Consider the following 24438-nt stretch of genomic DNA (forward strand, 5'->3'; position numbering starts at 1 on the left):
CCCCGAGCTGCTGCGGCCCCGAGTGGGCGCTGGCAGAACGGCCCGTACAGAAAACGGCCCAGAGCGTCCTGTCCTCAGCGACACCGAGGTAGTGCGGGCCGGCAACGGTGACCTGTGCATGTTGTCGGTGCGGCGGTTGAGGCCGAAACCTCCTTCCGGCTGGAAGGCAGACCGAAACCGAACGTGGTGGCAAGGGCCGCGTCCTCGTGGAAGTCCTGATGGCCGACGTGATCTCGGTGGAGCCGGCGCCCCCGCTGCCGAGCTCAGCGGTGTCAAGGGCCTCGGCGGGCCTCCGTGATCGGCGTACTCGGCGCCGGAGTCCCGTTGTGGCACGAACGGCACCAGACCAGGCACATGCTGCGACCACGGAATCGTCCGGCGGGCGCCGGTGCGAACGTCGGCTGGCGTTCGCCGATCTGTCTCTCGCCGGCCTGGTCTGCTGGTTCGGCGTGAGCCGCTACGCCCACCCGGGCCACCGGCGAGGTGCGGCCCCTGCTCGCGGACTGCGGTTGCACCATCAGCCCGCGCCCCGGAGGCGCAGGCGCTCTGCCGTCCAGCCCCGGGACCTCGGAGCAGAGCCGGCGCGTGCCGCAGACGTGGGCGGACTTGCTCAGCCGCGTGGTCCCGCGCCATGGAGGAGTGTGTCGATGACGAGTGTGGCCAGCGCGTCCGGGTCCTGGGCTTCCAAAGCCTGGTCCACGCCGGGCCTGCCCAAGGAGTCCTCCGCGAGCCTCCACCGCAAGGCTGCCGAGCTCGATGTACGGCTTCGAAAGCGTCTCGCACTGCTCGACCAGCAACAGCTGATGTCGACGAAGCCGCCGCAGATCCTCACCGCGGCCTTGTGCTGAGCGTTTCCGACCTACCCTCTTGCGAGTGAAGATCGCTTCTGTGTGATCACGAGGAGGGCGTGAAGCGCGCCGGGATTGCGATCCGGGCTGATCCGCAACAGGTCGAGCACCCGCCGGCGCCCGCCGGTTCCCGCGTACTGCTGTGCTGAGCCGCCCAACAATTACTGGAAGTCGATCCTGTCCGAATTCAGGGCCTATGTACTGATTGTTCATGGAGGAACCTATAAATCTGAGAATTCGCTGAGCATTCGGCGTGCATATCCGTATCTGAGGACGCGCTTCACCCATGCCGGAAGTCCTGCCGGCTCCGGAGATGTCCTTGAGAGGCCTGATGAGACGCAACACGCGAAAGAGATCGAAGACTGCCCGCCGGGCGGTAGGCGCGGCGGCCGCACTGGCCATAGGAGCCGGTGGACTGGTGGCGGTCAACATCTACGCCTCGGCCGACGAAACCGGCGCGTCGAAGGGCTCTGCCCAGAACCAGGCGCTCGCGGCCGGCACCTCCACCATTGACTGCCCCGACGTCGGCCAGCAGTTGACATCAGTGCCCGCCCAGGCGAAGGCCCAGGTCGACAAGGAACTGGCACTCCTCGACAAGCAGATATCCGAGGCATACCAGCGCCTTTCCACCTCCCAGAAGGCGATTCAGCAGGACCCCAACTTCGCCCAGAACGCGATCGTGGGTCCACTGAAGGACAAGCGGAAGGCGACGATCGACCGGATCGCCACCGCCATCGGCCGTGTGGCAGCCAAGCCGCAGGGCCTTGACGCTTTGGCGGCCTGCACGCTGCGCGCCACCGGCAACCAGCCCACCGCCGGTCAGGGTGGCAGCAACAACCAGGGTGGCAACAACACCAATGCGGGAGGGACCGGCAACGGCCCCGTCGCCGCCGACTTCGTGGACATCACCAAGGTGAAGTCCAATGTGCGCACGCCGGCCAAGTCGGCGCAGGCTTCAAAGGGTGTCTTCGCCAGCAAGTGCGGGGTGAACGCCAACAAGCTGTACAACAGCGACAACGTCATCGTCGCGCCCGGTGTCACCAACGGCGCACACCACATGCACGATTACATCGGCAATCAGGACAACGACGCCTTTTCCAGCGACCAGGACTTTGCCAAGGCCGGGACCAGCTGCCAGAACAAGGGCGACAAGTCGTCCTACTACTGGCCGGTGCTGCGCCTGCAGGACGGCACCAAGGAGTTCGACGCCGACAAGCAGGGCGGTGGCGCCGAGGGCAACACGGGCCGGATCCTGACGGCCAAGAAGGCGACCTTGAACTTCGTGGGCAGCCCCCGCGGCAAGGTGGTGGCGATGCCCAAGTTCCTGCGCGTCATCACCGGTGACGCCAAGGCGTTCGTCAACGGCACGGCCAACGCCAACGCATCCTGGAGCTGCACCGGCTTCGAGAACAAGGTGCAGTTGAAGGACAAGTACCCCCTCTGCCCCTCAGGCAGCGACGTGGTGCGCACCTTCAAGTTCCAGAGCTGCTGGGACGGCAAGAACATCGACAGCGCCAACCACCGTACGCACGTGGCCTTCGCCGACGCCAAGGGCGCCTGCCCGACCGGCTTCAAGGCCGTTCCGCAGTTGGTGCAGCGTCTGGTGTACGACGTGGACGCGCCCAGCGTGAAGGACAACGGCAAGACCCGTCCGTTCTTCTCGTTGGACAGCTTCCCCGAACAGCAGCACAAGCCGGTCACCGACCACGGCGACTTCATCAATGTCTTCGACGCGAAGCTGATGAACAAGGCGGTCCAGTGCATCAACACCGGACGTAAGTGCAGCTGAGTCCGAGTACCGAGCGGTGGGCGTCGTGCTGACGACGCCCACCGCCATGAACGGAGTGCTGGTGGGAGCGATCCCCACCAGCCGCGGTGGGGCGTCATTTCGACGGCTCTGTCCCGGGGATGCTGTTGGTGGTGCTCACTCGGTGCGGTGAAGCCTGCCGACCCAGCCCTGTTGATCACCTTCGGTGGTGCGCTGGTGGGGAGCGGGGCAGAGCGAGCGTCGGAGAGGTGACCGCGATGTCGATGGGCTCAAGTTGCAACAACTGCAGGACCGCCTCGGCTACGACACGGTCGACATCGGCCTCTGACGGACGGCCTGCACGAGGTACCCACCGCCCACGGGCCCCACGCGGCGTTTCGCTCTGTCTGTCGGGTGACGCGGCTGTGGAGGCCGTTCGGCCTGCATGGCTACGATCGAGTTGCTTTGACGGAGTTTCGTGGACACGAACACCAAGAACACGAACCGTCTGGCCGGTTGAGCTCCCTCGGGTAGGTGCCCTGGTGGACATGTAGGGGCGAAAGCCGGCCGCACCGAAATGAGTCTTGGTCCTGATTGAGTTGGTGGGCGCAACCCGCAGGTTCTGCACCCCGGGGGCCCAGGGATGAGCGAGGGCCACTCGCGGTCGTGGCGAGCCCGCGTGGCGGCGTGGCGGTCGCCTTGAAGGGCAGCTGCCGACCCCTTTTGACGTGCCGGGAGGCCAGAGGCAGTTGGCGGCCTCGATGCCGGCCTGCCCGAGCGCGCCGTCGGCGTATGTCCGGAATTTGCAAGCGGTCAGGTCTGCCGAGGGAAAGACGGCACCGGCCCCGTCGGGGTTCACTCCGGGAAACCCACGACGAAAGAGGCCCCGCATGCCCGACATGCCCGCCGGAGAGTTCTGGAAAGATCTCAAGCCGATCGAGAACTCCTTCCGCCCCGACGCCCTGCCCGAGGTCTACCTGTCCAAGGTGGCCACGGACGACGACCGCTATTACGTGCCGTTCACCGAGACCGTCGGCTCCCGCCCGCTGTGGATCAACGTCAAGGACAACAGCTGGGCCGACATCCTGCGGGCCAAGGAGGCGGGGCTGGTCAACCGGCACTACCATCCGCACGAGGTGTTCGCGTACACGATCTCCGGCAAGTGGGGCTACCTGGAGCGGCCCTGGACCGCGAGCGCGGGCGACTTCGTGTACGAGGCCCCGGGTGAGGGGCACACGCTGGTCGCCTACGACAGCGACGAGCCGATGAAGGCGTTCTTCATCGTCAAGGGCCCGCTCATCTGGCTGGACGAGAACGGCGAGCCCGACGGCTTCTTCGACGTGCACGACTACATCAAGATGTGCCGCGAGCACTACGAGCAGGTCGGGCTCGGCGCCGACTACGTCAACTCCCTGTTCCGCTGAGCGCCATGACGGAAACCATCGTCGCGGCGCACACCAGTCACGAGGGGGCCGTATGAAGGCGGCCGTCTGGTACGGGGCCAAGGATGTACGCGTAGAGGACGTGCCGGTGACGCCGCCCGGGCCCGGAGAGGTGACCATCGAGGTCGCCTACTGCGGGATCTGCGGCAGTGACCTGCACGAGTACGCCGACGGGCCGCATGCCATCCCCGTGGGCCACCCGCACCCGGAGTCCGGCGTGGCCGCTCCGCTCGTCCTGGGACACGAGTTCTGCGGCACCGTCACCGAGGTGGGCGGCGGTGTCACCGAGGTCGTCCCCGGGGACCGGGTCGCGGTGGAGCCGCATTACCGGTGCGGCAGTTGCCCGCGATGCCTCGCGGGGGAGTACAACATCTGTCGGCATTTCGGGTTCGCCGGGCTCATGGGGCACGGCGGTCTGGCCGAACACGCCACCGTCCCCGCGTACATGCTGCACAGGCTGCCCGAGGAGGTCCCCCTGGAGCAGGCGGCGGTGTTCGAGCCGGCCGCCGTGGCACTGCACGCGGTGCGGCGGGCCGGGATCCGCCCCGGCGAGACGGTAGCCGTCCTCGGCCTTGGCCCGATCGGGCTGCTCGTGACCCAGCTCGCGGCCCTGTACGGCGCCGGGCGCATCGTGGCCGCCGACCGGTCCCCGGCCCGCCGCGAGCTGGCTCTCCGCCTGGGAGCCGCCGAGACCGGCGCGGACCTCACGGACGTGCTCGGCGGCGACGGAGCGGACGTCGTGTTCGAGGCGGTCGGCTCGGAGGGCACCCTGCGTGCCTGCCTGGCCGCCACCCGGCGCGGCGGGCGGGTGATGTTCCTCGGCCTGACCGGCACGGTCACCCTGGACGCCTTCGCCCTGGTCAACAACGAACAGACGATCATGACGAGTGTGGGATACCGCCACGCCTATCCCGAGCTGATCCGCCTGGTGGCCGAGGAGGGCGTGGACCTGGCGGGGATCGTCACGTCCACCATTGCTCTGAAGCACGTCGTGCGGGACGGGTTCGAGGCGCTGCTGCGCGGCGAGGAGCAGGTCAAAGTGCTGGTACGACCCAAGGAGAGACATCCGTGAGCGGCGAGTCGGCGAGGCAGGGGGCGTCCGTGAGCGGTGAGTTCGCGGGGCGGCGGGCGTTCGTGACGGGTGGGACGTCGGGGATCGGCGCGGCCACCGCCGTTCTCCTCGCCGAGCTGGGCGCCGAGGTGACCGCGCTGGGCCTGCCGCCCGCGGACCCCGCCGACCTGCCGGACCACTCCCGCGTCCACGTCGTGGAGCACGATGTGCTGGACCGTGCCGGGCTGGCCGGTCTGCTCTCCGGGGACCAGCCGCTGGACGTCCTGGTGAACTGCGCGGGGGTCAGCCACGACCGCGGGGAGTACGACCTCGTCCGCTGGCAGCGGGTCATCGAGATCAACCTCACCGCCACCATGGTCGCCTGTCAGTCCGCCCGCCCGGCCCTGGCCGGGCGAGGGGGCGCCATCGTGAACATCTCGTCCATGTTCTCCTTCTTCGGCAGCAGGGACCGGCCCGCCTACAGCGCGAGCAAGGGCGGCGTGTCCCAGCTCACGAAGTCGCTGGCCGCCGAGTACGCCGCCGACGGCATCAGGGTCAACGCCGTCGCACCCGGCTTCGTGGTCACCCCGCTGGCCCGGGGGGTTCTCGACGACCCCGAGGCCACGGCCCAGGTGCTGGCCCGCGTCCCGGCCGGGCGCCTCGGACAGCCGCGCGAGGTCGCCACGGTGGTGGCGTTCCTGTGCTCGGCGGCGGCCTCGTACGTCACCGGCGCGGTCGTCCCCGTGGACGGGGGCTACCTGGCCGTGTGACGGTCCCCTACGCTGAGCCTCCGACACGCATGCGGCTCGAGGAGGTCACATGTCAGCCCTCTCCGTGACCTCCAGGGCCACGACCGAGCACATCGAGCCCGCCGAGCGCATCCACTACTGGGAGGACTACAACCGCAGGGCGCTGGTGGGCCTGTCCTGCACCTCCTATTCCGAGCAGGGCCTGCTGGCCAGCCAGACCAACATGGAGCTGGGCGGTCTGCGCCTCGCCGAGATCACCGGCAACGCCCATGCGATCGAGCGCAGCCCGCAGACGGTCAGGTCGACGCCCAAGGACTCGGTGTTCGCGACCCTGCTGCTCAAGGGGGAGGCGGTGTTCCTGCACGAGAACGGCTGCCTCGCGGCCACGGCGGGCGAGCTGTGCGTCTACGACACGCGCAGGCCCTATCTGTTCGGGTTCTCCTCCTCCATGCGGCAGATCCTGGTGGACGTGCCGTGTGATCTGTTCGCGCAGGCGTGCGCGGGAAGCGGGTTGCCCGGGCCGATGCTGTTCGGGCGCGGTACGGCGCGGGAGGGCGCGCTCGTGGCCGCGCTGAGTTCCCTGCTCGGCAGGGTGGCCGCGTTGCGTGGCGGGCCGGACGATCCCGCCGACGCCGAGGGGGCCGTGCTCGACTTGCTCGGGCAACTCGCCGAGGAGCGCACGGGAGGACGGCTTGTGCCCGACGCCTACCGCTCGCAGCTCATCGTGGCGAAGGACTACATCGACCGGCATCTGCACGACCCCGGTCTCGGGGCCGCGCAGGTGGCCGGCGTCATGGGCATCTCGGTACGGCACCTGGGGCGGATCTTCGAATCGACCGGCAGGTCTCCCGCACGGCACATCACGGAACGGCGCCTGGTCGGGGCGCATCGGGAACTCACCGGGCCCGGGGCGTGGGAGACCAGGATCGCCGATGTCGCGCACCGGTGGGGGTTCTCCAGCCAGGCCCACTTCGCCCGGCTCTTCCGCTCCAGATTCGGCCTCACTCCGAGTGAGGCCCGCGCGGAGGCGACGAAGTAGAGGACGGGACGTGGGGTGACGTCGATGAATCAACTGGAGACCCGGGAACTCGCCTACTTCGTGGCCGTGGCCGAGACGCTGCACTTCGGCCAGGCCGCGGAATGCCTCGGCATCACACAGCCGCCCCCTGTCCCGGGCCATCGCTCTTCTGGAGAGGCGCGTGGGTGTCCCCCCGCTGGAACGCACCACGTGACAGGTGACGCTGACGGCCGCGGGCGAGGTCTTCCTGGCCGAGTGCCGCACGATCCTGGCGGCGATGGACACCGCCGTACGCAAGGCGCGTAAAGCCGCCGAGCAGCGGCGGGTCACCATCGCGCTAGGCCCGCCGCCGGCCCTGGCGTCCTGCCCGTCCTGCTCGCCGCCGACGCACAGGGTGCGGACAGCGTGCCCACCGACGTCGTCTTCACCTACGACGAGGTCGGCGCCCTTCGGGACGGCACCGCGGACATCGCCCTCATGTGCCAGACGGCTGCCACCCCCGGCCTCGAACTGATGGAACTCGGCCCGGAGCGGCCGGTCGTCCTGCTCCCGGCGGGCCACCCCCTGGCCGACCGTCCGTTCCTGACATCACCGAGGTGGAGGCACTGCCGGGCTACGAGGCGCAACTGCCGAACGAGCCGCTGGATGTCATGGCCGACCGCGTCGCGCTCGGACGGCTCGTGGTCGTCGTCGGCGAAAGTGTCCGTGACCGCCTCGGCAGATCCGTACGGACAGTGCCCGTCCACGGATACCCGGACACCCAACTCGTGCTGGCCTGTCTCCCGGACGCGCACTCGGCCGCGTCCCGCCTCGCCGCAATCGCCCATGCCGTGAGGGCGGGGTACGAGCCGCGACCGTCTGCTTCGAGGAGCGCTGACCTCGCCGGCACTCGGCCGTACGCGGATGGCAGTCAGCAAGAAGCACAGCGGGCCGCAGCGTCAGTCGGCGGCGAGACGAAGCCGGTCGGTCAGCCCGCCGTGTGATGCGGCCGAAGCAGCCCGCGCCCCGGGGTGGAAGTGCCCGAGGCCGCGGGGAGTGCGGTCGGTGAGGTGCTGCTCAGCCGAGCGGGTTGGTGGTGTCGCGCAGGGTGGCCAGGGCCGGGGCGTACATGCGGGACTTGATGGTGCCGAGTGTGTCGCCGGCCTTGGCCACCTGTGCTTGGGCGATCTCGATGGCGGTGAAGCGCACGGCGTCCTCGGGGAGCGCGCCTGGTCGACGATGCCGGCGGCCGCGGCGTCGGAGCCGCCGTAGCGGCGGGCGGTGACCATGGCCTCGTGGGCGGTCTGCGGCATCAGCCGGGACTGGATGAGGGCGGCCATGCCGGGGGTGAAGGGGATGTTGATGTCCGCTTCGGGCAGACACCAGTAGCCGCGGTCGGCACGCATCACGCGGAAGTCATGGGCGAGGGAGAACATCGCGCCGGCGGCGAAGGTGTGTCCCTGCAGCGCGGCCACCGTGATGGCCGGCAGCGACAGCATCCGCGCGAACAGTTCGTGGACGGAGGCGACGTAGTCCACGTGCTGGTCGGCATGGGCGAACACCCAGTCCAGGTCGAGCCCGTTGGAGTAGAACTTGCCGGTGGCGGCGGTGACCAGGGCGCGAGGGCCTTCCGCCTTCTCGACCTCGTCGAGCGCGGCGCTGATGAGAAGACGGCGGCGGCCGAGAGGGCGAGCTGGGGTGCGTCGTCGTTGGTCTCGACGGCCACCGCCACGATCGGGCAGCCGACGCGGAAGTCGCCCTCCACGAGCCGGTCCCGCCACGGCGCGAAGAACGCGTCGACGGCCTCCACCGGGTCGTCCGCCTGCATGGCGGCGTCGATCAGGCCGGCGATGAAGGCCCCCGCCAGTGCCACCGCCTCGTCGATGAGCTGCGTCCGCCCACCGGGGAAGTGGTGATACACCGAGCCCCGAGGGGCTCCGCTGTGTGAGAGCACCCGGTCGATGCTGGTCGCACTCGCCCCGTACTCGCGCAGCAGAGCGGCAGCACTGAGGATCATCCGGTCACGGCTGTCACTCCTGCGCGGGCTCACCTGCCCTCATCCTTCCGACGACGGAGTGGCCCGCCAGGTGAGCTACTTGTCGGTAACTTATGGGGTATGGCGGTGACCGTTCGGTCGCGGCCGCGGCGAGCGCCGGGGGCCGGCTGTTCCGCCGCGACGGGGAGACACCCCACATCCTGGCCGCGGCCGGCGCCTTCACGGCCCTGCGGGGCGGGACGCCCTCCTCGCCGGTTGCCCCCGGCCCGGCGACCGCGTTCGGGAGGTGCCGCTCGCGCTCCGCCTCGGCCTCTCCCGCCGGGAAGTCCGCGCGGGACTGCGGGCCTTGGCCGAGGAGGGCATGCTCGATCTGCTGCCGGGCGGCGCGACCGCTGTCCCCGCCGCCACCGCGAAGGACGTCCTCGATCTCTACGCCCTGCGCGCCAGCCTCGGGGCGCTGCTCATCCTCCGTGTCGCCATGCTCGGCCCGGAGAGACTCGCCCCGGCCTCGGCGGCCCTGGCGGAGATCCGCGCCGCCGCCCGGGACAACGACCACGTCCGCAGCGGGGAGGTCGACCTGCGGTTCCAGGACGCGCTGGCCCGTATCGCGGACCTCCCGCAGGCCGCCGGTACCTTCGAACGGCTCACGGCCCGCCTGCGCATGTTCGTCAGGGCTCTGCACATGGACTACAGCCAGGCCTGTGACGCCATCACCGACGAAAACACCGCCATCCACGACGCATTGCTGGGCGCCGACGGAAACGAGGCGGCCCGCCTGTGGCGGGTCAAGATCGAACGCCGCGTCCGCTTCATGATCGCCCGGCTCCCCGAGGACGATGTCGCCCCGCACCTGTGGACCACCTTGGCGGGCAGGCCCCGCATGCGCCCGGGGGACGGGGATCCGCGGGGCGCCGCGCACTGACGCGGCGAGCCGCTCAGATGGCCGCGCGAATGGCCTGTTCGAAGCCCGCGACATGAGTGCGGGCGAGATGCGCCGCCTTGTCGGGGTCACCGGCGACGATCGCCTCGATCAACGGTCCGTGCTCTTCGACGTGACCGGCCATGTCGGACAGCCGGTCGACGAACAGGCACCAGATGCGGGTGGCCAGGTTGTCGTAGTGGACGAGAGTGTCCTCCAGGTACGGGTTGTGCGTGGCGGCGTAGATGGCGCGATGGACCTGAAGGTCCAGGTGCATGAGCTCGGTGGCATCCTGCCGACCGGAATCCGCGCTCTCCAGCTCCCGCCGCAGGACCGTCAGAGTCGCACGGTCCGTGGCCGTGGCCCGCCGCGCGGCCTGGGCCGCGGCCAGGGGTTCCAGTTCCTGGCGCACCTCGGAGATGTGGGCCAGGTCGGTGATGTTGACCTCGGTGGCGAAGGTGCCGCGCCGGGGATAGGCCGTGATGAGACGCTCGTACTGGAGCCGCTTGAGCGCCTCGCGCACCGGCGTCCGTCCGACGCCGAGCGACTGCGCCAGCTGTTCCTCGTTGATCGGCGCACCCGCGCGGATCTCCAGCATGACGAGCCGGTCGCGGATGATGCGGTACGCGCGCTCGGCGAGGGACAGCTCCTCGCCCCCGGCCTCTGTCGCCACCTGCTGCATAAAGCCCCCTTGACCTGTCGAGCACGCTCACATACCTTACCGCAGAGGCTGATATATCAGTCATTCATTAGTCGGCTCTCAGAACGGTGTGCAGATGGCAACGAACCCGTCGATCACCACGGTCGCCTCCTCCCTCTCCCTCCCGCTCGGCGAGCTCGACCCGGAGGTCGCCACCGCGGTGGACGCCGAGCTGCACCGTCAGCAGTCCACCCTCGAGATGATCGCCTCGGAGAACTTCGCCCCGGCCGCCGTCATGGAGGCCCAGGGCTCGGTACTGACCAACAAGTACGCCGAGGGTTACCCGGGCCGCCGCTACTACGGCGGCTGCGAACACGTCGACGTCGTCGAGCAGTTGGCCATCACCCGGGTGAAGGAGCTGTTCGGCGCCGAGGCCGCGAACGTGCAGCCCCACTCGGGTGCCCAGGCCAACGCGGCCGCGATGTTCGCGCTGCTGGAGCCCGGTGACACGATCCTCGGCCTCGACCTGGCGCACGGCGGTCATCTGACCCACGGCATGCGCATCAACTACTCCGGCAAGCTGTACAACGTCGTGCCGTACCACGTGCGCGAGTCCGACCTGCGCATCGACATGGACGAGGTCGAGCAGCTCGCTCTCGCCCACCGGCCCAAGATGATCGTCGCCGGCTGGTCGGCCTACCCCCGTCGGCTGGACTTCGCCGCCTTCCGGCGGATCGCCGACGCGGTGGGCGCGTATCTGATGGTGGACATGGCGCACTTCGCCGGGCTGGTGGCCGCGGGCCTGCACCCGAACCCGGTGCCGTACGCCGACGTCGTGACGACCACCACGCACAAGACCCTCGGCGGCCCGCGCGGCGGGGTGATCCTCAGCCGGGCCGGCCTGGCCAAGAAGATCAACTCAGCTGTCTTCCCGGGCCAGCAGGGCGGCCCGCTGGAGCACGTCATCGCGGCGAAGGCCGTGGCCTTCAAGGTGGCGGCGAGCGCGGAGTTCAAGGAGCGCCAGCAGCGAACCCTGGACGGCGCCCGCATCCTCGCCGGACGACTGCTGGCCGACGACGTGGCCGAGGCCGGGATCACCGTGCTGACCGGCGGCACCGAAGTCCACCTGGTCCTCGTCGACCTGCGGAACTCCGCGCTCGACGGGAAGCAGGCCGAGGACCGGCTGCACCGCATCGGCATCACCGTCAACCGCAACGCGGTGCCCTTCGACCCCCGCCCGCCGATGGTCTCCTCGGGCCTGCGGATCGGCACCCCGGCCCTGGCCACCCGCGGCTTCGGCGAGACGGAGTTCCGCGAGGTCGCCGACATCATCGCCCAGGCCCTGAAGGACGAGCAGCTCGGCGACGAGCGTGCGGGCCTGCTGCGCGACCGGGTCGAGAAGCTCGCCGGCGCGTTCCCCCTCTATCCCCACCTGCCCCACCTGCCCCACGTGAACGGAGACGCGGCATGACCACCAAGCCACTGCCGGAGCACCCGGACTGGCTCTGGCGCAACCCCGAGCCGCGCTCCTCCTACGACGTCATCATCGTCGGCGCGGGAGGCCACGGCCTGGCCACCGCCTACTACCTCGCCAAGAACCACGGCATCACCAACGTGGCGGTCCTGGAGAAGGGCTGGCTGGCCGGCGGCAACATGGCCCGCAACACCACGATCATCCGCTCGAACTACCTGTGGGACGAGAGCGCGGCGATCTACGAGCACGCGCTCAAGCTGTGGGAGCGGCTCCCGGAGGAACTGGACTACGACTTCCTGTTCAGCCAGCGTGGCGTCCTCAACCTCGCGCACACCCTGCAGGACGTCCGCGAGGGCATGCGCCGCGTCAACGCCAACCGCCTCAACGGGGTCGACGCCGAGTGGCTCACCCCGGAGGAGGTCGCCAAGGTCTGCCCCATCCTCAACGTCTCCTCCCGCACCCGTTATCCGGTCCTGGGCGGCACCTTCCAGCCACGGGCCGGCATCGCCAAGCACGACCACGTCGCCTGGGCACTGGCGCGCCGGGCCGACGAGATGGGCGTCGACCTGATCCAGGGCTGCGACGTCACCGGCTTCCTCAAGGACGGCGACCGGGTCGTGGGCGTCGAGACCAACCGCGGCCGCATCCTCGCCGGCCGGGTCGGCCTCGCGGCGGCCGGGCACAGCAGCGTGCTGGCCGAGCGGGCCGGCGTCCGGCTGCCGGTGCAGTCCCACCCCCTCCAGGCGCTGGTCTCCGAGCTGCACGAGCCGGTCCACCCGACGGTCGTCATGTCGAACCACGTGCACGTCTACGTCTCCCAGGCCCACAAGGGCGAGCTGGTGATGGGCGCCGGCGTCGACTCGTACAACGGCTACGGGCAGCGCGGCTCCTTCCACGTCATCGAGCAGCAGATGGCCGCCGCCGTCGAACTGTTCCCCGTCTTCGCCCGTGCCCACGTGCTGCGCACCTGGGGCGGCATCGTCGACGTCAGCCCGGACGCCTCCCCGATCATCGGCACGACCCCCGTCGAGAACCTCTACGTCAACTGCGGCTGGGGCACCGGCGGGTTCAAGGCCACCCCGGCCGCCGGCTGGACCTTCGCGCACACCATCGCCACGGGCGAACCGCATCCCCTGAACGCCCCCTTCGCCCTCGAACGTTTCGCGACGGGCGCCCTGATCGACGAGCACGGCGCCGCAGCCGTGGCCCACTGAGGAGGACACCGTGCTGCTGATCAGCTGCCCATGGTGCGGTCCCCGTAACGAGACCGAGTACCACTACGGAGGACAGGCCCACGTCCCCTATCCCGAGAACCAGGCGGACCTCACCGACGAGCAGTGGGCCGAGTACGTCTTCTACCGCGACAACCCCAAGGGCCCCTTCGCCGAGCGGTGGATGCACGGCATCGGCTGCCGCCGCTGGTTCAACGTCCTGCGCGACACCGCCACCCACGAGGTACTGACCTCCTACCGGCTCGACGAGCCCCGCCCCGAACTGCCCCAGGCCGGAGGGAACCGATGACCGACCAGCACTTCCGGCTCCGGCAAGGGGGCCGCATCGACCGCGACGCCGTGCTGCGGTTCACCGTCGACGGGCGGGAACTGACCGGGCACCCCGGCGACACCGTCGCCTCGGCGATGCTGGCGAACGGCCTCGTCGAGGTCGCCCCGTCGCTCTACCGCGGCCGCCCGCGCGGCATCGTCGCCGCGGGAGTCGAGGACCCGAACGCCCTGTTGCAGGTGGACGGTTCGTACGCGGAGGGCATGCTGCCCGCGACGACGGCGGAGCTGTACGACGGCCTGTCCGCCACGACACTGTCCGGGATGGGGCGGCTCGATCCGGGCACGGACCCCGCCGTCTACGACAAGAAGTACGTGCACACCGACGTCCTGGTCGTCGGCGCCGGACCGGCCGGGCTCGCGGCCGCCGCCGCTGCCGCGGGCTCCGGCGCCCGCGTCATCCTCGTCGACGACCAGCCCGAGCCCGGTGGTTCGCTGCTCTCCGGAAGCACCGAGAGGGTCGGCGCGCAGAGCGCCCTGGAGTGGGTCGCCGAGGTCCGCGCGGCACTCGACGCCGCACCCGAGGTCGTCGTACTGCAACGCACCACGGCATTCGGCTCGTACGACGACAACTACCTGCTGGCCCTCCAGCGGCGCACCGACCACCTCGGCGCCGACGCCCCCGACGCTTCCGCGGGTGTCTCGCGCCAGCGGCTGTGGCACATCCGGGCCCGCCAGGTGGTCCTGGCGACCGGCGCGCACGAGCGTCCGCTGGTCTTCGCCGGCAACGACCGCCCCGGCGTGATGCTCGCCGCGGCCGTGCGCTCGTACCTCAACCAGTACGCCGTGGCGCCGGGTGCGCGAGCCGTGGTGAGCACGACCAACGACAGCGCCTATGACACGGTCGCCGACCTGCACGCCGCCGGAATCGACATCGCCGCCGTCGTGGACGCGCGCCCCGAGCTGTCCCACCGGGCCGCCGAGGTCGCCGTGGCGACCGGGGTGCGGGTCCTGACGGGCAGTGCGGTGGTCGACACCGACGGGGACGGCCGGCTGACCGGCGTCACCGTCCAGGCCCTCGACGAGAGCGGTCGACTCACCGGTGCTCCCGAGTCCTTCGACTGCGACCTGCTCGCCGTCTCGGGCGGCTGGAGCCCGGTGGTGCACCTGCACAGCCAGCGTCAGGGCAAGCTGCGCTGGGACGAGGACCTGGTCGCCTTCGTGCCAGACGGCACCGTTCGGGACCAGCAGGTCGTGGGTGCGGCCCGTGGGACGTACGGCCTCGACGGCTGCCTGGCCGAAGGGGCGCGGGCCGGAGCGCTGGCCGCGACGGACGCCGGCTTCCCGGTGCCTGTGCCCACGGCTTCGTACAAGGGCGCACGTCCTGAGGTGCGCGCCCTCTGGCTCGTGCCCGGCCCCGACGGTGAACCCAGCAGCTGGGACACCCACTTCGTCGACCTGCAGCGCGACGTCAGCGTCGCCGACGTATGGCGGTCCACCGGCGCGGGCATGCGCGGCGTCGAGCACGTCAAGCGGTACACCTCGCTGGGCACGGCCAACGACCAGGGCAAGACGTCCGGCGTCAACGCGATCGGCGTGATCGCCGAGGCACTCGGCGCGGGCGCGTCTCCCGGGGACATCGGCACCACGGCCTACCGGGCGCCCTACACACCGGTGGGCTTCGCCGCCCTGGCCGGTCGTGAGCGGGGCGAGCTGTTCGACCCCGAGCGCACCACGTCCATCCACAGCTGGCATGTGGCACACGGCGCGGAGTTCGAGGACGTCGGGCAGTGGAAGCGCCCCTGGTACTTCCCCCTGCCCGGTGAGGACATGGACACCGCCGTGGCCCGTGAGTGCCGCGCGGCCCGCGAGGGCGTCGCGATCATGGACGCCTCCACCCTCGGCAAGATCGAGATCTGGGGCGCGGACGCGGGCGAGTTCCTCAACCGCATCTACACCAACGCCTTCAAGAAGCTCAAGCCCGGCATGGCTCGCTACGGCGTGATGTGCAAGCCCGACGGCATGATCTTCGACGACGGCGTGACACTGCGCCTCGACGAGGGCCGTTTCTTCATGACCACCACCACCGGTGGCGCCGCCGGCGTCCTGGACTGGCTGGAGGAGTGGTCGCAGACCGAGTGGCCCGAACTCGACGTCCACTGCACCTCGGTGACCGAGCAGTGGTCGACGATCGCGGTCGTCGGCCCCAAGTCGCGCGAGGTCGTGGCCCAGCTCGCGCCCGACGTCGACCTGTCCGCCGAAGCCTTCCCCTTCATGGCCTTCCGCGAGACCACCCTGGCCTCCGGCATCCCGGCCCGCATCTGCCGGATCTCCTTCTCCGGCGAACTCGCCTACGAGATCAACGTCTCCGCGTGGTACGGCCTGACCGTCTGGGAGCAGGCGTACGCGGCCGGGCAGCCGTACGGCATCACCCCGTACGGCACAGAGACCATGCACGTGCTGCGCGCCGAGAAGGGGTACATCATCGTCGGCCAGGACACCGACGGCACCGTCACCCCACAGGACGCGGGTATGTCCTGGGTGGTCTCGAAGCAGAAGGAGTTCGTCGGCAAGCGGTCCTACTCCCGCGCCGACACCTCCCGCGCCGACCGCAAGCAGCTGGTCGGACTGCTGCCCGCCGACCGCACGACCCGGCTGCCCGAGGGCACCCAGCTCGTCGCGCCGGACGTACCCGTCACCCCCGAGGCCGGGCCGGTGCCGATGCTCGGCCACGTCACCTCCAGCTACCACAGCCCGGCCCTCGGCCGCCCCTTCGCCCTCGCCCTCGTCGCCGACGGGCGGGCCAGGATCGGCGAGACCCTGCTCGCCCCCGTGGGCGAGGACCTCGTGCCCGTCGAGGTGGCCGACTTCGTCCTCTACGACCCCGAAGGGACCAAGCGAGATGGCTGAGCCGATCGCCGCACTGCGGACGAGCCCCGTGGCGCATCTGGAGGAACGGATGCGCGCCGCCGCCGTCACCGGCGCCCGCGGCGTCACGCTGACCGAGTGGCCGTTCATCACCATGGTGAACGTGCGCGTCGACCCCGCGTCCGAAGCGGCCGACCGTATCGAGAAGGCCCTGGGGGCGCCGCTCCCTCCGAAGTGCGGCCTCACCTCCACGTCCGGACCCCACACCATCCTCTGGCTCGGCCCCGACGAGTGGCTCGTGCTGTCCCAGGCCGACGCGACCGCTGTGGTCGCCGAGGTGCGGGAGGCACTCGCCGAAGACCCGGGCTCCGTCGTGGACGTCTCTGCGAACCGCACCACGCTGGAGCTGAGCGGCCCGGCCGCCCGGGACGTGCTGGAAAAGGGCTGCCCGTTGGACCTCCACCCCCGGGCCTTCGAACCCGGCCAGGCCCTGTCGACCACGGTGGGACCCGTCGCCGTACTGCTCTGGCAGGTCGACGACACGCCGACGTACCGGCTCCTCCCGCGCTCCTCGTTCGCCGACTACCTGGCCCGCTGGCTCATCGACGCGATGAGCGAGTACCACGGCCCGGAGACTCCCTGATGGCGTTGAGCGCGTTCGACCTGTACTCGGTCGGCATCGGCCCCTCCTCCTCCCACACGGTGGGGCCGATGCGCGCGGCCCGACGTTTCGTCGGGCTCCTGGAGGAGGAGGGCCTGCTGCCGTCCGTCAGCCGAGTGCGGGCCGAACTGTTCGGCTCGCTCGGCGCGACCGGCCACGGCCATGGCTCGGACAAGGCGGTCGTGCTCGGGCTGGAGGACGAAGATCCCGCCACCGTGGACACCGACCGGGCCGACGGCCGGTTCGCGCAGGTACGCGAAAGCCGCACGTTGCTCCTGGCGGGCAAGCACCGGATCGGCTTCGACAGCGATACCGACCTGCAGCAGCGGCGCGCCGCGCCCACGTCCCGCTCGTCGGTCGGGACGCTCACGAACCTGTCCAATTCCCTGCGCATGCTCTTCTCCCGCGCGGGCGACTACCCGCCCGGCGCGGAGCGCCTCGACTCGGACGCCTTCTCCCCGAACACGGCGGCCGGGGCGTGCCCGGAGTGCCACGGGCTGGGCCGGGTGCACCATACGACCGAGGAATCACTGGTCCCGGACGCCTCACTGTCCATCCGTGCGGGTGCCATCGCCGCGTGGCCCGGTGCGTGGCAGGGCAAGAATCTGCGCGACATCCTCGACGCGCTCGGATACGACGTGGACCGGCCCTGGCGCGAACTACCTGCCGAACAGCGGGAGTGGATCCTGTTCACGGACGAGCAGCCGGTCGTGACGGTGCATTCGGTGCGGGAGGCCCACCGCATCCAACGGCCGTACCAGGGCACGTACATGAGCGCCCGCCGGTATGTGATGAAGACGTTCGCCGACACCAAGAGCGCGGCCCTACGGGCGAAGGCGGAACGCTTCCTGCAGAGCGAGCACTGCCCGGCGTGCGGTGGGAGCAGGCTGCGGCCCGAGGCACTGGCGGTGACCTTCTCGGGCCGGACGATCGCCGAACTGGCCGCGCTGCCGTTGGCGGAGCTGGCCGACCTGCCGGCGAGCACCTCTCGGACGGCCCATGTCCTCACCGACGACCTCAGGTCCCGTATCGAGCCGATCCTCGAACTGGGTCTCGGCTACCTCAGCCTGGACCGTGCGACGCCCACCCTGTCGGCGGGGGAGCTGCAACGGCTACGCCTGGCCACGCAGTTGCGATCCGGGCTGTTCGGTGTGGTGTACGTCCTCGACGAGCCGTCCGCGGGGCTGCACCCGGCGGACACCGAGGCCCTGCTCACCATGCTGGACCGGCTGAAGACCTCGGGCAACTCGGTGTTCGTGGTGGAGCACCACCTCGACGTGATGCGTGGCGCCGACTGGTTGGTGGACGTGGGCCCGCTCGCCGGCGAGCACGGCGGGAGGGTGCTGCACAGTGGGCCGGTGGCGGAGCTGGCCTCGGTCACGGAGTCGGCGACGGCCCGCTTCCTCTTCGGCCGGTCGCCCGCGCCGGCCCGTCACGGCCGTTCCCCCCGGGGACAGTTGAAGGTCGGGCCGGTGACCCGGCACAACCTGCGCGGAGTCACGGCCGAATTCCCGCTGGGCGTGTTCACCGCGGTCACCGGGGTGTCCGGATCCGGGAAGTCCACGCTCATCGGTGAGCTCCGTGAGGATCTGGCGGGCGTGGGACGGCTGGTGTCGGTCGACCAGAAGCCCATCGGCCGCACCCCGCGCTCGAACCTGGCGACGTACACCGGCCTCTTCGACGTCGTCCGCAAGGTGTTCGCGGCCACTGACGAGGCGCGCGAGCGCGGTTACGGTGCCGGGCGGTTCTCCTTCAACGTGGCGGGCGGGCGCTGCGAGACCTGCCAGGGCGAGGGCTTCGTGAGCGTGGAGCTGCTGTTCCTGCCGAGCACGTACGCGCCCTGCCCGGAATGCGGCGGCTCCCGCTACAACCCTCAGACGCTGGAGGTGACCTACCGGGGACACACCATCGCTCAGGTGTTGGACCTGACGGTCGAGGCGGCGGCGGAGTTCTTCGCGGGCACCCCGGCCGCTGCGCGCAGCCTCGGCACCCTGCACGACGTGGGCCTCGGCTATCTGCACCTCGGGCAGCCCGCGACCGAGCTGTCCGGCGGCGAGGCCCAGCGCATCAAACTCGCCGGCGAACTGCGGCACGGACGCCGCAGCCACACCCTGTACGTCCTCGACGAGCCCACAACCGGCCTCCACCCGGCCGACGTGGAGGTACTGATGCGCCAGCTGCACGGCCTCGTCGACGCCGGGCACACCGTGGTGGTCGTCGAACACGACATGGCCGTGGTCGCCGGCGCCGACTGGGTGATCGACCTGGGCCCGGGCGGCGGCGACGCGGGCGGGCGGATCGTGGTGGCGGGAACGCCGGCCGAAGTGGCTGGGGCGGAGAGGAGCGCGACCGCACCGTTCCTGGCTCGGACGATCGCGCCCACAGGTTAAGACCGTGTCCCGCCGAGTCTCCGTGGTGGGCCGGCCGGCCGACGGGCGGGCATGGAAGCACGCTCACACCTACGGAGTCGGTCCCCCGCCTAGGTCAGCGTGGTTCGCGGATGACGGCGACGCCACCACCCAGTGGGACAGTGGCGGTGCCCTCGACCGGCGTGCCGGTGAGGAGTTCCATGCCCTTGGCCGGTACGTCGGCTCCTTGACGCGGGCGAAGCAGCGGCGTCAACGCGGTCACGTACAGCGTCGTCGACCTGGGCGGCGGCATCTCCGACGGTGCCACCTACATCCTGTCCAACGCGAACAGCGACCTGAGGCTCACCATCGCCGGCGGCTCCACCGCCAATGGTGCGGGCGCGACCCAGCGGACCACGACCAACGCCACCGACCAGCAGTGGCGGTTCGTGCAGCAGTCGTCCGGGTTCTTCAAGATCTTCAACGTGGCCAGTGGCAAGGTACTGGGTGTGGAGAACCGGTCCACCGCCACGGCGCCCGGATCCTGCAGTGGGACGACAACGGCACCCTCGACCACGAATGGGCCGTCTCCCCGCTCGCCGACCAGCCAACGAGCCGCACAGGCCCAAGGCAGCGGGTTACGCGGTGGCCAGCTGAAGGCCCGCTGCCCAAGTCGAAGGACAGCGGGCCGACTGATCATGAGTCGTGTCAGGGGTCCCGCTACGGCGTGAACGAACCGGGCGCGGGAACAACAGATCGATCTTCCGCGAGCCCTTGGGTGGGCCGTCGATCAGCTCACGAGGTGTGGACCTCCAGTGCGGCGCGGACCGCCGACTCCAGGGCGCCCTCGATCCAGGCCGGCTTGAGAGAGGTGTGGTCACCCGCGAAGTGCATCGGGCCTTCGGGCACGGGAATGGAGGGCAGCAACTCGGTGTGCTGGCCGGGGAGCAGTACGGACGCCTCTCCGTAGGCGTAGGGGTCGCGCAGCCAACTCTGGGTGCGTCCGGCGCCGGTGTAGAAGACCTCTACGCGCTGGCCGTAGACCTGCTGCAGTCCGCACAGGGCGTGCGGGTAGCGGGCCTCGTCGTCCAGGGAGTCCCAGCGGAGTGCGTCGTCCGCCCAGCTGTAGGAGGCCAGCACCACTCCGCCGGAGCTGCCGGGCACCGGGTGGGAGGGGTGGTACATGAACCGGTTGGCGCTGTCCGACACCGAGCCGCCGCCCACGACGTGTGCGGCCTGGGGCTGGTCGCGGGAGACGGCACGGTTGGCGGCGTAGTGGGTGCGTTGGCCCGTGGTGATGTGGCCGGCCGGCACGGAGGGATGAGCGCCGAGGAGGCTGCCGTCGACGGGTGTGCGGCCGGTGCGGTAGGAGTCGTACAGCTTCGGGTCGATCCGCCCCAGCTCGCGCTTCCAGTCGGCCTCCGTGAACTCCCACCAACGGCGGCTGAACTCCAGTAGCACCTTCGTGGCGCTGTCATAGTGCAGTTCCGCGACCGCGCGGCGCTTTCGGTACGACATCAGGGGGCTGATCTGTACGTGCCGTAGACCGGAGAAGGGCACGGTGACCACGGCGGCGTCCGCGGTGAACTGCTCGCGCACCACCGGGCCGTCGCGCCCCTCGGAGACCGTGTCCACCCACACCTGAGGGCCCTTGCGGCCGACGTGCCGGGTGTCGGAGGAGGGACGGTCGGGATCGTGGTACTCGACGCGGGTGACCCGGCGGTCGAACCGGACCGTGTCGCGCACCTGCGCCAGCAGCGCGTCCGGCAGCACCGCCGTGCCGCCCTCCAGCTCCCAGAAGGCGGTGTCGGGGCTGATGAGGGAGGAGCCGATGAAGCTGTGGATGAACGACAGGGGCAGGCGTGACGTGAGGTTCTCCAGGGTGCCGATCAGGTCGACAGTGCGCTCGTCCAGCCCGGCGTGCTCGGTCAGGAAGCGGAACATCGACCAGTCGCCGAACCGCTGGATGACCCTGGCCCAGCCCCGCACCCGTTCCGGCAGCGGCTTGTCGACCCGCTTGCCGCCGGCGTCCACGGTGCTGAACTCGTCGCGCACCGGATCCAGCACCGACCGAAGGATGGCCCCGGCGGGAGTGTCCCAGCGGGCGCGCGGCACGCCGAACGACCGGTTGATGCGGCGGGGCGCGCGGGCGTAGTCGACACGCCGCATCCGGATGCCGTTGACGTAAATCCAGGTGCGGTTGGCGGGCCGACCGTCACCGTCGACGTCAACGTAGTGGAAACGCCGCTTCTTCAGGTCCAGTTGGTCGATCAGACCCATCACCAGCGGGTGGCTGGAGGGCAGGCGCATTGCGCCCGCCTCGGCGTACTGGCGAGGGTCGGCGAAGGGCTGAGCCGCCCGTTCGTGACCGCCGCGGCGGAAGGTCTTGATGCGTCCGCCCGCCCGGTTGCCGTTCGCCTCGAGAACGGTCACGTGGTGGCCCGCCCGCTTCAGCAGTAACGCCGTCACCAGACCGGCCGGGCCGGCCCCGACGACGAGGACCTTCTTGGGCGTGGCCGTCCGCTGAGCGGGCAGTCCGTCCTTGAGTACGCGCTCGTAGCGTGGGACCAAGGGGCGGTCGTGGTCGTCCACGACCAACAGGGCCCGGGCCACAGCCAGGCACCTGTCGAAGTCCGCGCCCCGGGTGGGCGCCGGTGCGGCCGGGACGGCCTGTACGGCCTGTACGGCCTGTAGGGGCATCGCCGCGGCAGGCGTGCCACTGGTCAGAGCCGTGGCCGCCGCAGCCGTTCCCGCCGCCGTTGTGAAGCTGCGCCTGGACAGGCCTGAACCTGCCACGACGGCCTCGTGATCTTCAGTCATGACGCACTTGTACCGGTCGGCCGACCCGACCCGCCCACCTGCGCCGCGGCGTTGCCCCGAACGAGCGATGCCGAGGTCAAACCGCTGACGCCCAGCCGGACGTCCGCGGAGCGGCGCCTTCGGTGAGGTCCCCGAAGGGATGAAAGACAGACGGTGATCCGCGTGTCGCGGCCGCCTCGTAGGCACACTTCCGCGTGTCACGGCCGCCTCGTCGGCACACGTCCGTGGCCGTGTGGCCGTGTGGCCGTGCGCGGTCGGTGGGGGAGCAGCGGGGCAAACCGGAGCGGCACGGCTGCCGCCGCCGGAACCTCGGCGGAACAGGGGGCAGGCGTGGGACGAAGGGCTTCACTCAAAGGCAGGGCACGCTACTGGTTCGACACCACCTTGACACGCGGCACCTCCGCGCTCGTCGGCTGGCTGGCCCTGGGCTGCCTCGTAATCGTCTTCCCGGCGAGCGCCGTGCTGGTGTGGACGGACCCACATGCGCCCGCGTCCCGCTCGGGGAGGCTGGTAGAGATCTGGCGTCTGACCGGTGAGACACTGCGGCTCGGCGGGGCGACAGGCCCACTCCTGCGCGTGCTGTTGTCGGTACTGCTCGCCCTGGTCGCCCTGGTGTACGTCTCCACCCTCGTCGGTCTGATCACCACCGGACTCACTGAGCGGCTCACCGCACTGCGGCGGGGTCGCTCCACCGTCATCGAGCAGGGGCACTCGGTGGTGCTGGGTTGGTCCGAGCAGGTGTTCACGGTGGTGAGCGAACTGGTGGCCGCCAACGCCAACCAGCGGTATGGCGCGGTGGCCGTACTGGCGGACCGGAACAAGACCAGCATGGAGGAGGCCCTCAGGAGCAAGGTGGGGACCACCGGCCGTACCCGGCTGATCTGCCGTAGTGGTCCCCCCACCGACCCCGCCCTGCTCGCCCTGACCAACCCGGGCGCGGCCAGCGCTGTGTTGGTGCTGCCCCATGACGATCCGTCAGCAGACCCGGAAGTGGTCAAGACGCTGCTGGCGCTGCGGTCCGCGCTCGGCGAGGAGGAAGGCCCGCCCGTCGTCGCCGCCGTCAGAGACGACCGGTACCGGCTGGCCGCCTCCCTCGCCGCGGGAACGCGCGGCATCGTCCTGGAGAGCGACGCGATCACCGCCCGGCTGATCGTCCAGTCCGCCCGCCGTCCCGGACTCTCCCTGGTGTACCGCGACCTCCTGGACTTCGCCGGAGACGAGTTCTACCTCGCCTTCGACCCGGCCCTGATCAGCCGCTCCTTCGGCGACACGCTGCTGGCCTACGCCACCTCCAGCGTGGTCGGCCTGCTGCGCGACGGCAGGCCCTTGCTCAACCCGCCGCCGCAGACCCTGATCGGCCCCGGCGACCGGCTGATCGTCATCACCCGGGACGACGACACCGCGCGGCTCAGCGACTGCTCCGGGCTGGTCGACGAGTCGGTGATGACGCCCTGGCAGCCGGCGATCGCCCGGCCCGAACGGCTCCTGATCCTCGGCTGGAACCGGCGGGCCTCGCTCATAGTCGACCAGTTGGGCCAGTACGCCGCGCACGGCTCGGTCATTGCCGTGGTGGCGGACCGGAAGGAGGTGACGGCCGAGCAGGTCCGGGACATCGGTACACACTTCGCACCCCGGCTGACCATCACGTTCCGGCCTGGAGACATCACCCGGCCGGAGACACTTCGGTGCCTGGAGATCGACTCGTACGACAGCGTCGTCGTGCTCGGCCCGGACCCCGTCCCGGGACAGCAGCCCGACGAGGCCGACAACCGGACCCTCGTCACGCTCCTCGTTCTGCACCTGCTGGAGCAGGAGACCGGACGGGAGCTGCCGGTGGTCACCGAGATGACCGACGACCGCAACCGGACGCTCGCGCCCATCAGCCCCGGAGCCGACGTGATCATCAGTGGAAAACTCATCGGCTTGCTGATGGCTCAGATCTCCCAGAACCGGCACCTGGCCGCCGTGTTCGAGGAACTGTTCTCCCTCACCGGCAGTCAGGTCCACCTGCGACCGGCGGCGTCGTACATCCTGCCCGGCTGCGAGGCGTCCTTCGCCACGGTCGTCGCGGCGGCGCAGCAGCGGGGCGAATGTGCCATCGGCTACCGCCGCCACGACCGGGCCACGGCCGTTCCCGACCACGGAGTGCGTATCAACCCGGACAAGAACGAGCGACGGTGCTGGACCGATCGCGACGAGGTGGTCGTGATCGCGTAGGACTGACGCAGCTCCGTTCGGCTCCAGCGGTGCTCTACTCGGCCGCCGTGAAGCCGGCACCTGCTACCGAGGCAACATCACCTTCTACGTCGACCCCATCGAGTGGACGGTCCCCAAGGCGTAGCGGAGTGGTCGCCCATGGCCGACAGCAATGGGCGCCAC

General features: G+C 70.3%; 20 protein-coding genes and 3 pseudogenes. 18 read left to right on the top strand and 5 right to left on the bottom strand.

Annotated features, from left to right (window positions below; translation table 11 throughout):
* Positions 1-647 precede the first annotated feature (647 nt).
* The 9 genes and pseudogenes from ACFU53_RS04915 (at position 648) to ACFU53_RS04955 (ending at position 7838) form a co-directional block, all read left to right on the top strand.
* The gene (locus ACFU53_RS04915) at positions 648-848 is read left to right on the top strand and encodes a hypothetical protein (RefSeq protein ID WP_383986107.1); all 201 of its coding nucleotides are present in this window, start codon (positions 648-650) and stop codon (positions 846-848) included.
* 331 nt (positions 849-1179) lie between these two features.
* Positions 1180-2637, top strand: coding sequence for a DUF1996 domain-containing protein (locus ACFU53_RS04920; protein ID WP_383986109.1), 1458 nt, complete (start codon positions 1180-1182; stop codon positions 2635-2637).
* Positions 2638-3485: 848 nt separating this feature from the next.
* Positions 3486-4019 carry a 2,4'-dihydroxyacetophenone dioxygenase family protein gene (locus ACFU53_RS04925; RefSeq protein ID WP_383986111.1) on the top strand — a complete coding sequence of 178 codons (534 nt, stop codon included), beginning with the start codon at positions 3486-3488 and terminating at the stop codon, positions 4017-4019.
* Between the two features lie 52 nt (positions 4020-4071).
* Positions 4072-5109 carry a 2,3-butanediol dehydrogenase gene (locus ACFU53_RS04930; protein WP_383986113.1) on the top strand — a complete coding sequence of 346 codons (1038 nt, stop codon included), beginning with the start codon at positions 4072-4074 and terminating at the stop codon, positions 5107-5109.
* Positions 5106-5858 carry an SDR family NAD(P)-dependent oxidoreductase gene (locus ACFU53_RS04935; RefSeq protein ID WP_383986115.1) on the top strand — a complete coding sequence of 251 codons (753 nt, stop codon included), beginning with the start codon at positions 5106-5108 and terminating at the stop codon, positions 5856-5858. The genes ACFU53_RS04930 and ACFU53_RS04935 overlap by 4 nt, the downstream gene beginning before the upstream one ends.
* Before the next feature lie 49 nt (positions 5859-5907).
* On the top strand, positions 5908-6876 hold the full coding sequence (locus ACFU53_RS04940; protein WP_383986117.1) for a helix-turn-helix domain-containing protein: 969 nt from the start codon (positions 5908-5910) through the stop codon (positions 6874-6876).
* A gap of 24 nt (positions 6877-6900) precedes the next feature.
* A complete protein-coding gene (locus ACFU53_RS04945; RefSeq protein WP_383986119.1) occupies positions 6901-7161 on the top strand; it encodes a LysR family transcriptional regulator in 261 nt (86 codons plus the stop codon).
* 66 nt (positions 7162-7227) lie between these two features.
* Positions 7228-7395, top strand: a pseudogene (locus ACFU53_RS04950) (hypothetical protein); the annotation flags it as partial.
* 56 nt (positions 7396-7451) lie between these two features.
* The gene (locus tag ACFU53_RS04955; protein WP_383986121.1) at positions 7452-7838 is read left to right on the top strand and encodes a hypothetical protein; all 387 of its coding nucleotides are present in this window, start codon (positions 7452-7454) and stop codon (positions 7836-7838) included.
* A gap of 73 nt (positions 7839-7911) precedes the next feature.
* Here the strand turns inward: ACFU53_RS04955 and ACFU53_RS04960 are convergent.
* Both ACFU53_RS04960 and ACFU53_RS04965 read right to left on the bottom strand, forming a co-directional pair.
* A pseudogene (locus tag ACFU53_RS04960) lies at positions 7912-8498 on the bottom strand (enoyl-CoA hydratase/isomerase family protein); the annotation flags it as partial.
* 56 nt (positions 8499-8554) lie between these two features.
* Positions 8555-8851, bottom strand: a pseudogene (locus ACFU53_RS04965) (TetR/AcrR family transcriptional regulator); the annotation flags it as partial.
* Between the two features lie 265 nt (positions 8852-9116).
* Between ACFU53_RS04965 and ACFU53_RS04970 the strand changes: the two are divergent.
* Positions 9117-9752, top strand: coding sequence for an FCD domain-containing protein (locus tag ACFU53_RS04970; RefSeq protein ID WP_383986123.1), 636 nt, complete (start codon positions 9117-9119; stop codon positions 9750-9752).
* 13 nt (positions 9753-9765) lie between these two features.
* On the opposite strand, the gene ACFU53_RS04975 is transcribed toward ACFU53_RS04970, so the two are convergent.
* Positions 9766-10431 carry a GntR family transcriptional regulator gene (locus ACFU53_RS04975; RefSeq protein ID WP_383986125.1) on the bottom strand — a complete coding sequence of 222 codons (666 nt, stop codon included), beginning with the start codon at positions 10429-10431 and terminating at the stop codon, positions 9766-9768.
* 94 nt (positions 10432-10525) lie between these two features.
* On the opposite strand from ACFU53_RS04975, the gene glyA reads away from it, so the two are divergent.
* From glyA to ACFU53_RS05005, 6 genes are read left to right on the top strand one after another with little or no spacing between them, the layout of a single operon-like run.
* Positions 10526-11860 (top strand): serine hydroxymethyltransferase, encoded by a 1335-nt coding sequence (gene glyA / locus ACFU53_RS04980; RefSeq protein ID WP_383986127.1) that lies wholly within the window; start codon positions 10526-10528, stop codon positions 11858-11860.
* Positions 11857-13077, top strand: coding sequence for a sarcosine oxidase subunit beta family protein (locus ACFU53_RS04985; protein WP_383986128.1), 1221 nt, complete (start codon positions 11857-11859; stop codon positions 13075-13077). Before glyA ends, ACFU53_RS04985 begins: the two co-directional genes overlap by 4 nt.
* 10 nt (positions 13078-13087) lie before the next feature.
* Positions 13088-13384 (top strand): sarcosine oxidase subunit delta, encoded by a 297-nt coding sequence (locus ACFU53_RS04990; protein ID WP_383986130.1) that lies wholly within the window; start codon positions 13088-13090, stop codon positions 13382-13384.
* Positions 13381-16272, top strand: coding sequence for a sarcosine oxidase subunit alpha family protein (locus ACFU53_RS04995; RefSeq protein ID WP_383986132.1), 2892 nt, complete (start codon positions 13381-13383; stop codon positions 16270-16272). The genes ACFU53_RS04990 and ACFU53_RS04995 overlap by 4 nt, the downstream gene beginning before the upstream one ends.
* The gene (locus ACFU53_RS05000) at positions 16265-16873 is read left to right on the top strand and encodes a sarcosine oxidase subunit gamma (protein WP_383986134.1); all 609 of its coding nucleotides are present in this window, start codon (positions 16265-16267) and stop codon (positions 16871-16873) included. The genes ACFU53_RS04995 and ACFU53_RS05000 overlap by 8 nt, the downstream gene beginning before the upstream one ends.
* Positions 16873-19281, top strand: a complete 2409-nt coding sequence (locus ACFU53_RS05005) for a serine dehydratase beta chain (protein WP_383986136.1) — start codon at positions 16873-16875, stop codon at positions 19279-19281. Before ACFU53_RS05000 ends, ACFU53_RS05005 begins: the two co-directional genes overlap by 1 nt.
* 94 nt (positions 19282-19375) lie before the next feature.
* On the opposite strand, the gene ACFU53_RS05010 is transcribed toward ACFU53_RS05005, so the two are convergent.
* Complete coding sequence (locus ACFU53_RS05010; RefSeq protein WP_383986138.1) at positions 19376-19552, bottom strand: hypothetical protein; 177 nt, start codon at positions 19550-19552, stop codon at positions 19376-19378.
* A gap of 55 nt (positions 19553-19607) precedes the next feature.
* Between ACFU53_RS05010 and ACFU53_RS05015 the strand changes: the two genes are divergently transcribed.
* Positions 19608-19970: an RICIN domain-containing protein gene (locus ACFU53_RS05015; RefSeq protein WP_383986216.1), complete on the top strand. Its 363-nt coding sequence runs from the start codon at positions 19608-19610 to the stop codon at positions 19968-19970.
* Between the two features lie 64 nt (positions 19971-20034).
* Here ACFU53_RS05015 and ACFU53_RS05020 read toward each other — a convergent pair whose 3' ends face one another.
* Positions 20035-22059, bottom strand: a complete 2025-nt coding sequence (locus tag ACFU53_RS05020) for a flavin monoamine oxidase family protein (RefSeq protein ID WP_383986140.1) — start codon at positions 22057-22059, stop codon at positions 20035-20037.
* Between the two features lie 330 nt (positions 22060-22389).
* On the opposite strand from ACFU53_RS05020, the gene ACFU53_RS05025 reads away from it, so the two are divergent.
* Positions 22390-24276, top strand: a complete 1887-nt coding sequence (locus ACFU53_RS05025; protein WP_383986142.1) for an NAD-binding protein — start codon at positions 22390-22392, stop codon at positions 24274-24276.
* The last annotated feature ends 162 nt before the right edge of the window (positions 24277-24438 follow it).

The organism is Streptomyces sp. NPDC057474, from assembly GCF_042802555.1.
GTDB lineage: Bacteria > Actinomycetota > Actinomycetes > Streptomycetales > Streptomycetaceae > Streptomyces.

Bases quoted from the DNA above. Each gene is read 5' to 3' on its own strand.
- ACFU53_RS04915 (WP_383986107.1), top strand. From the start codon at position 648: ATGACGAGTGTGGCCAGCGCGTCCGGGTCCTGGGCTTCCAAAGCCTGG.
- ACFU53_RS04920 (WP_383986109.1), top strand. From the start codon at position 1,180: ATGAGACGCAACACGCGAAAGAGATCGAAGACTGCCCGCCGGGCGGTA.
- ACFU53_RS04925 (WP_383986111.1), top strand. From the start codon at position 3,486: ATGCCCGACATGCCCGCCGGAGAGTTCTGGAAAGATCTCAAGCCGATC.
- ACFU53_RS04930 (WP_383986113.1), top strand. From the start codon at position 4,072: ATGAAGGCGGCCGTCTGGTACGGGGCCAAGGATGTACGCGTAGAGGAC.
- ACFU53_RS04940 (WP_383986117.1), top strand. From the start codon at position 5,908: ATGTCAGCCCTCTCCGTGACCTCCAGGGCCACGACCGAGCACATCGAG.
- ACFU53_RS04945 (WP_383986119.1), top strand. From the start codon at position 6,901: ATGAATCAACTGGAGACCCGGGAACTCGCCTACTTCGTGGCCGTGGCC.
- ACFU53_RS04975 (WP_383986125.1), bottom strand. From the start codon at position 10,431: ATGCAGCAGGTGGCGACAGAGGCCGGGGGCGAGGAGCTGTCCCTCGCC.
- glyA (WP_383986127.1), top strand. From the start codon at position 10,526: ATGGCAACGAACCCGTCGATCACCACGGTCGCCTCCTCCCTCTCCCTC.
- ACFU53_RS04985 (WP_383986128.1), top strand. From the start codon at position 11,857: ATGACCACCAAGCCACTGCCGGAGCACCCGGACTGGCTCTGGCGCAAC.
- ACFU53_RS04995 (WP_383986132.1), top strand. From the start codon at position 13,381: ATGACCGACCAGCACTTCCGGCTCCGGCAAGGGGGCCGCATCGACCGC.
- ACFU53_RS05000 (WP_383986134.1), top strand. From the start codon at position 16,265: ATGGCTGAGCCGATCGCCGCACTGCGGACGAGCCCCGTGGCGCATCTG.
- ACFU53_RS05005 (WP_383986136.1), top strand. From the start codon at position 16,873: ATGGCGTTGAGCGCGTTCGACCTGTACTCGGTCGGCATCGGCCCCTCC.
- ACFU53_RS05010 (WP_383986138.1), bottom strand. From the start codon at position 19,552: ATGCCGCCGCCCAGGTCGACGACGCTGTACGTGACCGCGTTGACGCCG.
- ACFU53_RS05020 (WP_383986140.1), bottom strand. From the start codon at position 22,059: ATGACTGAAGATCACGAGGCCGTCGTGGCAGGTTCAGGCCTGTCCAGG.